Source organism: Psychrilyobacter atlanticus DSM 19335 (assembly GCF_000426625.1).
GTDB lineage: Bacteria > Fusobacteriota > Fusobacteriia > Fusobacteriales > Fusobacteriaceae > Psychrilyobacter > Psychrilyobacter atlanticus.
Window position 1 is genome coordinate 34,608 of the sequence record NZ_KE384547.1, and the last position, 13,768, is coordinate 48,375.

At 33.2% G+C, this 13,768-nt stretch carries 9 protein-coding genes; 1 reads left to right on the plus strand and 8 read right to left on the minus strand.

The window, feature by feature from the left end:
* Nucleotides 1-31 precede the first annotated feature (31 nt).
* Both K337_RS0100555 and K337_RS0100560 read right to left on the minus strand, forming a co-directional pair.
* Nucleotides 32-1,207: a DUF3798 domain-containing protein gene (locus K337_RS0100555; protein WP_028854885.1), complete on the minus strand. Its 1,176-nt coding sequence runs from the start codon at nt 1,205-1,207 to the stop codon at nt 32-34.
* Between the two features lie 222 nt (nt 1,208-1,429).
* Nucleotides 1,430-2,449, minus strand: a complete 1,020-nt coding sequence (locus K337_RS0100560; RefSeq protein WP_028854886.1) for an alpha-hydroxy-acid oxidizing protein — start codon at nt 2,447-2,449, stop codon at nt 1,430-1,432.
* Nucleotides 2,450-2,740: 291 nt separating this feature from the next.
* Between K337_RS0100560 and K337_RS0100565 the strand changes: the two genes are divergently transcribed.
* Entirely contained in the window at nt 2,741-3,604 is an 864-nt protein-coding gene (locus K337_RS0100565; protein ID WP_028854887.1) for a YitT family protein, read from the plus strand.
* A 90-nt stretch (nt 3,605-3,694) separates the two neighbouring features.
* Here the strand turns inward: K337_RS0100565 and pheT are convergent, their stop codons facing one another.
* The 6 genes from pheT to gyrB all read right to left on the minus strand — a co-directional run bounded on the left by pheT (nt 3,695) and on the right by gyrB (nt 13,755).
* Nucleotides 3,695-6,076, minus strand: a complete 2,382-nt coding sequence (gene pheT / locus K337_RS0100570) for a phenylalanine--tRNA ligase subunit beta (protein WP_028854888.1) — start codon at nt 6,074-6,076, stop codon at nt 3,695-3,697.
* Nucleotides 6,077-6,246: 170 nt separating this feature from the next.
* On the minus strand, nt 6,247-7,266 hold the full coding sequence (gene pheS / locus K337_RS0100575) for a phenylalanine--tRNA ligase subunit alpha (RefSeq protein ID WP_028854889.1): 1,020 nt from the start codon (nt 7,264-7,266) through the stop codon (nt 6,247-6,249).
* 82 nt (nt 7,267-7,348) lie between these two features.
* Entirely contained in the window at nt 7,349-7,804 is a 456-nt protein-coding gene (locus K337_RS0100580) for a YfcE family phosphodiesterase (protein WP_037029022.1), read from the minus strand.
* A 109-nt stretch (nt 7,805-7,913) separates the two neighbouring features.
* Nucleotides 7,914-8,690, minus strand: coding sequence for an adenine nucleotide alpha hydrolase family protein (locus K337_RS0100585; RefSeq protein WP_028854891.1), 777 nt, complete (start codon nt 8,688-8,690; stop codon nt 7,914-7,916).
* A gap of 105 nt (nt 8,691-8,795) precedes the next feature.
* Nucleotides 8,796-11,624, minus strand: coding sequence for a DNA gyrase subunit A (locus K337_RS17380; protein ID WP_028854892.1), 2,829 nt, complete (start codon nt 11,622-11,624; stop codon nt 8,796-8,798).
* Nucleotides 11,625-11,847: 223 nt separating this feature from the next.
* Nucleotides 11,848-13,755 carry a DNA topoisomerase (ATP-hydrolyzing) subunit B gene (gene gyrB, locus K337_RS0100595; protein ID WP_028854893.1) on the minus strand — a complete coding sequence of 636 codons (1,908 nt, stop codon included), beginning with the start codon at nt 13,753-13,755 and terminating at the stop codon, nt 11,848-11,850.
* Between the last annotated feature and the right edge of the window lie 13 nt (nt 13,756-13,768).

Sequence of the window (13,768 nt, forward strand, 5' to 3'; positions counted from 1 at the left end):
TTCGCCCCTCCACCTTATCTTAGTTAGGTTTTTAGTTAATTTCAAAATATTTTTCAGGAACTTCAAGGTTTGTCATATTTAAATATCCTTTTCCAAATACATATGTATCTTGGTATACTAAGAAAAAGTTCTCTCTCTCTATCCCATCAACATCTACATATTCACTTCCATTCCAACCTGCTCCAGGACTTTGCATTCCTAAAGATGCCATAACTTCATCAAAATCATCTATCTCTGATCTTCCTTCTATTACATCTATTGCATGAGTTCCTAAAGCTACTGCTGCAGCAAAGTTATATGAATATGCCCATGTTCCCATTCTTCCAGATCCACCAGCTTTAACTACTGATTTTTCAACTTTCTTTAATATCTTAGGCCAATTTCCCTTTTCACTCTTATCAAATTTCACTCCTAAAGCTCCAGGATATCCCATTGTTGGAGAAGGTAGATCCGCTTCTACGAAGTATCCGCCATCTTCTGCTATCCTCTTTAATAGTGGCTCAGTCTGTGCATCATTTGTTGCGAAAAATGCAGTATCCTTACCGTATTTTTTTAACCATGAAGGCACTTTTTCTAAGATAAATTGTTGAGCTCCTGCTACACCGACATCACTTACAGGGTCTGGGGCAGTCATAGTTATAAATTCCATTCCTAAATCTGATGCCGCCTGTTTCATGATATCTCTTCTTCTAGATAAAAGTTCATAACTCATATGTCTAGGAAATGATATATGCATAAATTTCTTTGCTCCCATCTCTTGAGCTGCTTTTACAATTAAGTAACCTCTAGCTACATTATCAGGATTTAATACTAAATCTGCTACATCTGCTATCATCTCTGGATCTTCATGGGGACTATTTGCAATTAATAGAATATCAGGATTTTTTTCTCTAACTCTTCTAAAAGCTTCCACTGTTCCAGGAATAGCTTCTGTTACAACTATTGCTTTCATCTTAGGATCGTCTGCTAAACTTACGATTTGAGAGATTGTAGTTTCCATCTCCTGCATGAAGTTATCCGGGTAAGTTATATGTATTACTTTCCCTCCGTTTTCAGCTGCTCCAAACTTGTTTATTAACTCTTGAGCTCCTCTGAGCCCATCTTCTGATTGAGACACTGTCCCAGATACTACACCAATATGGTAGTCTGCTGAAAAGGCAAACGCCGACATTACAAACATTGTAACTAACAAAAATAATTTTTTCATCCTTTCATCTCCTTAAATAAAATTATATATAAATACCACTTATTTGGCACTATACTTCGTTAAAAAAGTACATTTTAAACTATTAGTATTGAGTTTACTCTATCGCGAACATTTTGTCAATAGTTTTGGACGTTTTTATTTTTAATCTAAAGAGGTCATACAACAGAAAAAGAAAAAAAGGTGCTAGAACGCACCTTTTTTTAGATTTTTCTTATTTTTACATTAATCTCTATATATCATACCTTTATTTATTTCTTCTAAACTGCCAGCACCTGTCAATATCATAGCTTGATATAGTTGATTTTTCAAAGTTTCCAAAGTTATTTTTACTCCTTCCCTTCTCCCTCCTACACTTCCCCAAATAACAGGTCTTCCCACCAATACACAGTGAGCTCCAAGGGCTAAGAATTTTACTATATCCATTCCTTCCCTTACTCCTCCATCAGCTATTACTACCATCTTATCTCCTACAGCAGCAGATATTTCAGCCAAAGTCTCAACTGAACTTATAGTACCATTCAACACACGGCCTCCATGGTTAGACACTATGATTCCTGCTACTCCTGCTTCCATAGCTATCTTTGCTTCTTCTACACTTAGGATTCCCTTTAATATAAACGGTAACTTAGTTGAATTTACCAATTCCTTTAATTCTTCCACTGATTTTGGTCCTACAGGCTGTCCCATAGTACTCATAACCAATAATCCAGCTCCATCTACATCTACTCCTACAGCCAGCGCTCCTGCATCTTCTGCCATCCTTATCCTTTTTATGATCTCAGAGTTTTCACGAGGTTTTATGATAGCCACACCATTACCGTCCACTTTTTTTATAGCTTCTATTCCCCATCTATAAAAATCCGGATTCCCTCCATCACCTATCATAGCGATAGTTCCGCATTCTAAACTTCCATTTACGATGTCATCTATATAATCTTCCTCTTCTATGGCTCCTCCGGCATTATAGTTTAATCCTGTTATGGGAGCTACCATTACCGGACTAGAAAGTACCTTTCCTAAAAAATTAAATTTAACATCAGGATCCTTGGCATTGTGTAATGTTCTCATCATAACTCTGATCTCATTTAATTTATTATAATTTCTCTGCATAGTTGAGCCGTTTCCTGCTCCACCCATTCCTGGAACCATCCCCCTGCACCATACACCATTACATTCACGACATATTGCACATACACCTTTCATCTTTTCCCGGGCATTTTTTTTTATCTCTGCTAAGTTCATTTTTTACCTCCATATTTAAATTATTTATTCTCTATATTAGTTTTTTTATCTCTCATAATCGTATCTCAAAATCACCTTAAATTCAGCTGTTTTTTGTCTCTTAAATCTTACCATAAAATTAAAAAAGTTATAACTTTATATGGGGGTTTTCTAGTTAAAAAAATAACTAATTTTGTTGTATCTTTTTTGTTTTAAAAATGCTAAAATTTATCGATTTATAGGAAACATAATTTAAATCAATAAAATTTAAAGTTTAATAAACTTTATTACATCGGGGGGAGGTAGAGTAAAATGAAAAGACACTTAAAGGGGTTATTTTTTGATTATTTTGTTATTAATTTAGGACTGATATTATCAGCCATTGGGATAGGAATTTTCTTGGTTCCTGGGAGACTAGTCAGTAGCGGAGTTCCAGGAGTTGCCACTATATTATTTTATGGGATGGGAATCCCGATTGGTCTTACCATTCTAATCTTTAATATTCCTATATTTATCTTAGGGGTTAAAGTATTCGGAAAGGAATATGGATTCAAAACTTTTTTTGGAATTGTAGGTTTAGCTTTTTATACCCAAACATTTCAAACCTTATTAAACAATACATCTGTAATTGACTATGCAAAGGGCGGAAATTTACTCTTAGCACCTATTTTTGGCGGGTTATTTTTAGGTTCAGGAATGGGTTTAATCTTTAGGTTTGGTGGAAGTATGGGAGGAGCCGATATCCTGGGACAGGTTATCAGTAAGTACTCCAGACTGCCAGTTCCCCATGCTATCTTGATGTTGGATATCCTTGTAATGGGAAGCGGTATAGTAGTTTTCGGAATAGAAAGAGGACTCTATGCTATCCTGTCTGCATTTACATGTAATTTGATATTAAATAAGATATTTGAAGGTGTAAGTCATAGTAAGATGGTATATATTACCAGTTCTAAATATGATGAGATTCAAGAACTTCTAGCTAATGATATCCAGACTGAGAGTACCACTATTATGACTAAGAGTCGTATCCAAGATTCTGAAAGAAAGATGATCATGGTTATCTTAAAGAATAAACAGCTTCGTGACTTACAGGTATTTATGAAAAGAATAGACCCAACAGCTTTCATTGTTATCTCAGAAGTATATGAAGTTTTCGGGGATGCAGAAGACGAATAAACGTAACGTGATGTTACACTCAATTAACCACAATTAAAAATTTTAAATAGAAAACCCCTCCTAAAAATTTAGGAGGGGTTTTTGTTAAAATTATTGTCTGATCTCACCTTGATACTTTTTCTTGATAAGTCCTAAGATCTTATCGATTGCTGCAGTTACTTCACTTTCTTCCAAAGTTCCTGTTGTTTTTCTAAGAACTATATTAATAGCTACTGATTTTTTATCTGCCTCTACTTTTTCACCTTCATAGATATCAAATAAGTTAACACCTTCGATGATGTTTGAAGATTTTTTAATATCTCCTAACATATCTCCAACTAATTTATCTCTATCCATCAAGATAGCTAAGTCTCTATTTACTGCCGGATATTTTACTATCTTCTCGTATTTCACCTTAGTTTTTCCATATTTTACTATCTTAGCTAATTCTAACTCTGCTAGATATACTCTTTCTCTTGAGATAGACATAGCTTCAGCTACATCTGGGTGAACCTCTCCAAAAGTACCGATATAATCTCTTCCCACTAAGATATCTACCGCTCTACCTGGATGGTAACTTTTGTTTTCAGTTCTTCTTAACTGATATCTAGTCATTCCCATATCTTTTAGATAAGTTTCTACATATCCTTTTAAGTCATAAAAATCGTAAGCTTCAGGTTTTGCATCCCATAGACTTCTTTCCTCTCTACCAGCTAAAGCAATTCCTACTTTTACAACTTCATCTGCTAAAGTTTCTGCTTTAGTAAATGTTCTAGATACTTCAAATATCTTCAAATCATTTATATTTCTATTGAAATTATCTCTGATATTAGTAAGTAAACCGTACATTAAAGTAGGTCTAAGTGTTACCATATCCTCATTTATAGGATTTTTGATATCTATAGTTTCTGCTTCTACCTTTAATTTCCCTAAAATTCCTCTAGGAATAAAGCTATAGTTTATAACTTCTTGTAATCCCATGTCTCTTAAGTGTTTTTTAGAAGTATCAGTAGTTTGGAATTCCTCATCTACTACACCAGCTTTAATATTTTCCACCGGCATCTTATCTTCAATATTTTCAAAACCATACATTCTGATGATCTCTTCATATAGATCTGCTGATCTAGTGATGTCATTTCTATATGATGGAGGAGTTACAGAGATTTTGTTTTCTCCCCTGTTTTTTATCTGCATATTTAAGCTGTTTAATATCTTTCCTACTGTATCTAATTCTATTTCCTTACCTACAAATTTATTTAATCTGTTGATATCTAAAGAAACTTCTCTAGAAGTATAAGGATCTGTATATACATCTACATATTCTCCTACAACTTCACAATCAGTTAGAGACTGAATTAAAGATGATGCTCTTTCTAATACAACTAAAGTATTATCTCTATCTATCCCTCTCTCAAATCTATATGAAGAATCAGAAGATAATCCTAATGTTTTAGCTGTTTTTCTTATATTTTCAGGAGTAAAGTATGCTACTTCTAATAATATATCAGTAGTATTTTCATCTACCTCTGTATCTTTCCCACCCATGATTCCAGCTATTGCGACAGCCTTTGCCTCATCAGCAATAACTAATTCAGAGTTGTTTAATTCTCTCTCTTCACCATCTAAAGTAGTGATTTTTTCACCTTTTTCAGCTTCTCTTACAGTTATCTTTGAACCCTCTAATTTAGAGTGGTCAAAAGCGTGCATAGGCTGGTTATATTCAAACATAATATAGTTAGTTACATCCACAATATTATTGATTGGTCTAAGTCCGATAGCTTTCAATCTTCTCTTTAACCATTCTGGTGACTCTTCTACCTTTACATTTTTTAATATTCTAGAGCTGTATCTAGTACATCTTTTATCGTCGTTGATATCCACAACAATTCCAGATGGTCCAGTTAAAGTTCTGATATCAGATGTAGGGTATTTTACCTTTCTCTCATAATAAGCTGCTACTTCTCTTGCTATACCAATATGAGATAAACAGTCAGGTCTGTTAGGTGTAATTTCTAATTCAAAAATTATGTCATCTAACCCTAAATGTGTTCTGATGTCTTCACCGATAGGTGCATCTTCAGATAAAATTACAATTCCATCTCCATCTGTACCCATTCCTAATTCTACTTCTGAACAAAGCATTCCACAAGATTCTACTCCTCTTACTTTAGCTTTTTTAATCTTAAAGTTTCCAGGTAAAACAGCTCCTATTTTGGCTACTATTACCTTATCTCCTAATTTATGGTTAGGAGCTCCACAGATTATTTGTAAAGGTGTCTCTTCCCCTACATTTACCTTTAATAGTGATAATTTATCTGCATCAGGATGTTGACCATATTCTACAACATGTCCTACCACTACGTTATCTAGATGTTGTCCTTGCTCTTCTATTGCCTCAACCTCTTGACCTATCATAGTCAGGGCATTTTCAAGCTCTTTAACATCTTCATTTATCTCTACATATTCTTTTAACCATTCTAAAGATATTAACATTTTTTCCTCCAAATTATTAACTCTTCCTCCTAGGTTTCCACTTTAAAAAAGGGAAACCAAAGCTAAAATAATTAGCAATAGTTTGCTCTTTAGTAAAGAGTAAACGACAACAAGAAAAGAGTTGTGTTTTTTCTATTTTTTCTTAAACATTATAAAAAGATCAGGGTCTATTAAAAGTTGAATTGCTTTAAGAATCTCATATCATTGTCATAAAATGCTCTTAAGTCATCTATACCATGTCTCAACATAGCAACTCTTTCTATTCCCATTCCAAATGCAAATCCACTTATTTCATCTGCATCATAATTTACACTTTTTAATACTTCAGGATCTACCATTCCGCAACCCATTATTTCTAACCAACCTGTATTTTTACAAAGTCTACAACCTTTTCCTTTACAGATTACACATTCTACGTCCATCTCTGCTGAAGGTTCTGTGAACGGGAAAAAATGAGGTCTAAACCTTACATTAGTTTCTCCAAATACCTTATTTACAAATTCAGTTAAGATTGCTTTTAAGTTAGCGAATGATATATTTTCTCCTACCATCAATCCTTCCATTTGGTGGAACATTGGTGTATGAGATACATCGTAGTCAGATCTATATACCTTTCCTGGACATACCATTCTAAATGGTGCCGTTTTATTTTGCATATATCTAATTTGTACAGGTGATGTATGTGTTCTTAATACTGTATTATCATCAATATAGAAAGTATCCTGTAGATCTCTCGATGGATGAGTTTCTGGTATATTTAATGCATCAAAGTTATTAAATGTAGTTTCTAATTCCGGTCCTGCTGCTACATCGAATCCCATCTCTATAAATATATTCTTTAAGAAATCCATAGTTTCTGTTATAGGGTGTAATCTTCCAGTTCCTGTTTCTCTTCCTGGTAAACTAACATCTATAGTTTCGTTATTCATTCTCTCATTTTTTTCTGCGTCCTTTAGCTCAGTCATCTTAGTTTCAATTTCATTAGTAATAAAATCCCTAACTTCGTTAGCTAATTGACCAATAACAGGTCTTTCTTCCTTCGATAAATTTCTCATACCTTTCATGATATCTGTTAATTTACCTTTTTTCCCCAAAATCTCTACCTTTAGATCTTCTAGTTCTTTTACACTAGTTATTGAAGTTAAGCTAATAGCTACTTCATCCTTTAGAGCGTTTATTATCCCTTTCATCTTGCCTCCTAAAAACTTTCTTATATCATTAATCTCATAGTATTTTATCAAATTTTTGATGATTATCATACTTTTTTTTAGTTTATAACTTTCTATGCTCTATATTGATTTCATCATTATTTATATTCAGTATCCCATAAAGCCCATCTTTCACGGCTCCAGGGTTAAATAAAATCATCTCTTCTTCCTCTAAATAAGGGACATGTGTATGACCAAAGATACATAAGTCGTTACCTCTGTCTTTTGCTTCCATCCTCAAATAATCATAACTTGTTTTAACTCCATATAGATGACCGTGGGTCAAAAATACCTTTTTTCCTGATAGTTCAAACTCTAAAGTATCTTCCGTATTATGATCCATATAATCACAGTTTCCTCTGACTATATAATATTTAGAATTTTCATATACATATGATAATTCCTCCACATCTTTACTGTAATCTCCAGCTGAGATAACAACATCTGGAACTTCCTTCTCCCATATTTTCATCAAATTATCCAACCTTGAATGACTATCCGATATTATCAATACTTTCATAATGACTCCCTTCTCACTCTTCCTTTTGACATCGAGGAAAGAGTCTAGATTAATTTAGGAGGAGAACAACAGTTCTCCTCCTAAAAACTTTTTTTATTAATATAAAATATTATCCTATATAGATAGGAATATCTATATTCTCCAATAATTTTAACCCTGTATTTCCTGTCAATCTCTCCAATAGGAAGGAATGTTTAAGATCTCCCATAATTAAGATATCAAATTCTTTACTCTTTTCAGAGATTATATCTATAGGTTTCCCCTCTAATTCTAAAGTATTCAATGTTTTTCCTGCTATCTCCATATATTTTGAAAATTCATTATCAGTTTCATCATCTAAATTTACGGCGACAGAGGTAAAATTATTTAATTTATTAAACATATTTAAGAAGGTAAAGATAGATTTATTTACCCTTTCACTCTTATCGTTAGCAATCATAACTTTTTCTACCTTCAAACTATTATTTTCAGGAATCAATAGAACAGGTTTATAGTGATGTCTGAGAAGATCTTTTTGGTTAGCTGTAATAGTCTTAGATTTCTCTATCACTACTAAATCAAATCCCAACATTTTTTCTTGGACGATCTCTTGGGTAATTCCCTCTTCTATTAATAGGTGTTCCACTGGAAAATAATTTTTAAATACTTTTTTTAATTCTTCTACCTGGATGTTTTCTGATTTTTCCCACTCCCTGATCAAGAAATTAGCTGAATTATCCACAACCAACCCCTCTACTGTAGGAGGTAATACTTCATATTTTCTTATATCTCTAATATATAGCCCGTATACTTCTGTTCCGTACTTTTCTTTTAAATGTTGTCCTGTTTTTAGTAAATTATTTTTGTCCAGTTCATTTCCGAATAAAATCAAAATTCTATTTAACATAAGTACCCCTCCATTTGAATAACTAATAATCAACAATTATCAATTATTTTTAATTCATTAAGTATTTACATTTTTCTACAAAACTATATATATTCCTTTTTTTTCTTATTTTTTTTCTTCTGTTATCTCTAAAAGTTCCTCTTCAATAAGTTCTTCTAGGTTTCTTTTTACCTTGATTGTAGAAACTACATGTTCCGTATCTTCTACTCTCATGATCTTTACACCTTGAGTTGCTCTTCCAATTAAAGATATATCCTCTACTGGAGTCCTGATTACAACTCCATTTGAAGTAATAGCCAATAATTCCTCATCATCAGTTACAGATTTTACATCTACAACCTTTCCGTTTCTAGCACTTACTCTGATGTTGATTACACCTTTTCCACCTCTTGATTGACTGGTATAACCGCTTATTCTTGTTCTTTTTCCATATCCATTTTCAGTTATAGTAAGGATCTTAGCATCTTCACGTTCAACTATTACTCCTGATACTACCTCATCTTCTGGACGTAGAGTGATTCCTTTTACTCCAGTTGCTGATCTTCCCATAGATCTTACATTATCTTGTGGGAACTTTATAGAGTATCCTAGTCTTGTAGCTACAAATACCTCACTTTCTTTGGTATCTACTAATCCAACGAAGATAAGATCATCACCGTCTTTTAAGTTTATAGCACGTAAACCGGATTTATTTATGTTTTTAAACTGACTTAAGTTAGTTTTCTTCACTATACCGTTTCTAGTTAGGAAGAATACTTCATGTTCTTCAGAGAAATCTCTAACTTTGATTATAGATCTTACCTTCTCATCTTCTCCTAAATTAATCATATTTTCAATTAATTTACCTCTAGCCTGTTTAGAGAATTCTGGGATTTCATATACTTTTAAGCTGTATACTTTTCCGCTGTCTGTATAGATCATCATGGTATCCAAGTTAGAAGCAGCATACATATTTTCTACGAAGTCACCCTCTACTGTATTTTGGCTGCTTACACCTTTTCCGCCTCTTTTTTGTGCTTTATACTTATCCTGGCTTATTCTCTTTACATAACCTTTATTAGTCAGAGTTACGATTACTTTCTCATCTGAAATTAAGTCCTCTATATTGATATCTAATCTAGATTCCTCTATTTGAGTTCTTCTTTCATCAGAATAATTTTCTTTAATCTCTTCTAATTCTTCTGTTATTATCTCATAAACTTTTCCTTCGTTATCTAAGATAAAGTTTAATTCTTTTATTATCTCTACTAGAGCTGTGTATTCATTCTCTATTTTATCTCTTTCTAATCCAGTTAATCTTTGTAATTTCATATCTAAGATCGATCTAGCTTGAGCTTCACTAAATGAATAATCAATTTTTAAAGTTTCTTTAGCCATATTGGCATCTTTTGACCCTCTAACTATCTTGATTATCTCTCCGATATTATCTAGAGCTATTCTAAAACCTTCTAAGATATGAGATCTTTTTTCAGCTTTTTCTAATTCAAACTTAGTTCTTCTAGTTATTACATCGAATCTATGATTGATATAGTGGTCTAATATTTCTTTTAGCTTCAATACTTTTGGTACATTATCAACTAAAGCTAACATAATAATTCCAAATGTATTTTGTAACTCAGTATATTTATATAATTTATTCAAGATTAATTCAGGTTCTTCTCCCCTTTTAGTCTCTATTACTACTCTTATACCATTTCTATCAGATTCATCTCTAAGATCAGTTATTCCTGTAACCTTTTTTTCTTTTACAAGGTTAGCGATCTTTTCTATCATCCTAGCTTTATTTACTTGGAATGGTACTTCGTTGATTATTATCGAACTCTTTCCATTCTTATGCTCTTCAATCTTTACCTTACCTCTTACTCTTACTCTACCTCTACCAGTAGTATAAGCATCATAGATTCCTTTTTTCCCATCAATTATTCCACCAGTTGGGAAATCAGGTCCACTTATATATTCGATCAGGTCTCTAGAAGTTATTCTAGTTGCCTCTCCTAAAATCCCTGAAATAACCTCTTTTACCTCTCTAAAAGTAGTCAATGAAAGATCTTTTGGTATCTCTGTATAATCTTCAATTTCTGAAGAAGCTTCCCTAGCGTCTCTTTCTTTTTGAAGTTTAAGATTTAATGCGTCATTTTCTTCTATTGATTTATCTACAACAGCCTTTATTTTTTCAATTGTATTCAATAATCTATCTTCATCAGATACTTCAGCTTTTGAGATCATCTTTTCAATTCTTTCAAAACTAATCTCTGCATCGATCTTTTCTGTAGAGTTAGTAATTAATTCCTTTATTTTTTCAAAACCTTCTACGATCCCGTCTTTTTTACCCTTTATCTCTAGTCTATTATTTATAACAGCTAAGATTCCATCTACTAATTCTCCTAAGTTATGAGGAGGTATATTTGTCGCCATTCCGACTGCGATACCAGTTGCTCCATTTAATAGTAAATTAGGTAGTTTTGCAGGTAATACAATAGGTTCATCCAATGAATCATCAAAGTTTTTTCTATAATCTATAGTATTTTTGTCTAAATCTACCAATAATTCTTTGGTGATTTTAGCCATTCTTGCTTCTGTATATCTCATGGCTGCTGCCGAATCTCCATCTATCGATCCAAAGTTTCCATGTCCATCTATTAATTCATATCTATAGTTAAAATCTTGAGCCATTCTAACCATGGTATTATAAACAGCCGAATCTCCATGTGGATGATACTTACCCAGTACTTCTCCGACGATTCTAGCCGATTTTTTATGTGGTTTATCACTAGTCATTCCTAACTCATTCATGGCAAAAAGAATTCTTCTATGAACTGGTTTTAGTCCATCTTTTACATCTGGTAATGCTCTACTTACGATTACACTCATAGAGTAGTCCAAATACGATTCTTTCATCTCTTGTTCTATATATCTAGTTATTATATTTGACATCTAATCCTCCCTGAATTAATTTACCCTCACCTGTCCTCACGGACACCATCTCCCTTGACATCGTAAAAATCATATTTATTAAATATAATTTTTTTGTACTCGTCAATCGGGAGAAGATAGGTCATTTATAAGAGATAGAATTCTACCTCTTACTATTTTATATTTTTAAGAAGCTAAACCTTCTATTTTTTTCTTATTTACTGTAATTTTTACAGCAAGCACTCTATATATCCAAGTTCTTTACGAATTCGGCTCCCTCTTCGATAAATTTCTTTCTAGGTTCTACCTTGTCACCCATCAATTTATCAAATAACTTATCTGCTTCTACAGCGTCATCTATACTTACCTGTAATAATGTTCTTGTATCTGGATCCATTGTTGTTTCCCATAGCTGATCTGGATTCATCTCTCCTAGCCCCTTATATCTTTGAAGGGTAAATCTTCTGTTTTCTATGTTAAGTAATTCCGTTGCATCCTTCATTTGTTTATCCGTATAAGCATATTGTACCGATCTACCAGCTGTTATCTTAAATAATGGTGGTTGAGCGATATATATATTTCCATTAGTTATTAGATCTGACATATATCTAAATAGGAATGTTAAGATTAAAGTTCTGATATGAGCGCCATCTACATCGGCATCGGTCATGATTATGATCTTATGGTATCTTAATTTTTCAAGAGTCATCTCATCATTCATTCCAGCACCAAATGCCGTGATCATAGCTCTTACTTCTGTATTTTCTAATGCTCTATGTAATCCAGCTTTTTCTACATTCAGTATCTTTCCTCTTAGTGGTAAGATAGCTTGTGTATGTCTGTCTCTTCCTTGCTTTGCTGATCCTCCTGCTGAATCTCCCTCTACTATATAGACTTCGCATTCTTCAGGTTTCTTAGATGAACAGTCTGCAAGTTTTCCCGGTAATGACCCTACTTCTAGTGCAGATTTTCTCATTACTAATTCTCTTGCTTTTTTAGCGGCTTCCCTTGCTTTTTTAGACATCAAGATCTTTTCGATTACATTTCTTGCGTCTGCCGGAGTATCCTCTAAGTGCATCTTTAGATATTTACCTACAATACCAGAAACTATACTAGTAACTTCTGAACTACCTAATTTTGTCTTAGTTTGTCCCTCAAATTGAGGATCTGGTACTTTTACAGATATAATTGCTGTCATTCCCTCTCTGATATCACTACCTTGGAAGTTTCCATCTCTTTCTTTTATAAGTCCCATAGTTTTAGCTACATCGTTTACTACACGAGTAAGAGCAGTTCTAAATCCACTTACATGGGTTCCACCTTCATGGGTATTTATATTATTAACAAATGAGAATATGCTCTCTCTTTGCTTTATTGTATAAGTCATGGCAATCTCTACGACTACCCCTTCAGCCTCTCCATTCATATAGATAGGTTCTTTGATTAATTTTTCATTTCCATCCTCTAACTCAGCCAGGAAATCGATTATACCACCGTCAAATTGTAATATTTCCTCGACTTTATCTTCTTTTCTAGAGTCAGTAAGTACTATCTCTAAGCCTTTATTCAAATAAGCCAATTCTTTTAGTCTGTTCTTCAAAGTTTCGAAACTATAGATTAAAGTTTCAAATATCTCATGATCAGCTTTAAATAATATTCTAGTACCAGTTTCCTTAGTTTTACCTATTGTTTTTACATCAAACATAGGTTTTCCTCTTTCCAATCTTTGATGGAAGATTTCACCATCCGTCTTTACATAAACTTCCATCCATTCAGATAGAGCATTTACTACTGAGATACCTACTCCATGAAGTCCCCCAGATACTTTGTAGTTATCGTTCTCAAACTTACCACCAGCATGTAATACAGTCAATACAATCTCCAATGCTGATTTTCCATGTTTAGGATGCATTCCTGTGGGAATTCCTCTTCCGTTATCGATTACTTCAATTATATTGTCTTCCAATACATTTATAATTATCTTGTTACAATGCCCTGCCAAGGCTTCATCTACTGAGTTATCTACTACTTCCCACACAAGATGGTGTAATCCCCTTTCAGATGTAGAACCAATATACATTCCCGGTCTTTTTCTAACGGCTTCTAATCCTTCTAAAACCGTTATATCTTCCGCTTTATAATTATTACTCATCTAACTTACCCTC

What these genes read in the sequence shown, in the direction of transcription:
- K337_RS0100555 (WP_028854885.1), bottom strand. Translation starts at nt 1,207, where the DNA reads ATGAAAAAATTATTTTTGTTAGTTACAATGTTTGTAATGTCGGCGTTT.
- K337_RS0100560 (WP_028854886.1), bottom strand. Translation starts at nt 2,449, where the DNA reads ATGAACTTAGCAGAGATAAAAAAAAATGCCCGGGAAAAGATGAAAGGT.
- K337_RS0100565 (WP_028854887.1), top strand. Translation starts at nt 2,741, where the DNA reads ATGAAAAGACACTTAAAGGGGTTATTTTTTGATTATTTTGTTATTAAT.
- pheT (WP_028854888.1), bottom strand. Translation starts at nt 6,076, where the DNA reads ATGTTAATATCTTTAGAATGGTTAAAAGAATATGTAGAGATAAATGAA.
- pheS (WP_028854889.1), bottom strand. Translation starts at nt 7,266, where the DNA reads ATGAAAGGGATAATAAACGCTCTAAAGGATGAAGTAGCTATTAGCTTA.
- K337_RS0100580 (WP_037029022.1), bottom strand. Translation starts at nt 7,804, where the DNA reads ATGAAAGTATTGATAATATCGGATAGTCATTCAAGGTTGGATAATTTG.
- K337_RS0100585 (WP_028854891.1), bottom strand. Translation starts at nt 8,690, where the DNA reads ATGTTAAATAGAATTTTGATTTTATTCGGAAATGAACTGGACAAAAAT.
- K337_RS17380 (WP_028854892.1), bottom strand. Translation starts at nt 11,624, where the DNA reads ATGTCAAATATAATAACTAGATATATAGAACAAGAGATGAAAGAATCG.
- gyrB (WP_028854893.1), bottom strand. Translation starts at nt 13,755, where the DNA reads ATGAGTAATAATTATAAAGCGGAAGATATAACGGTTTTAGAAGGATTA.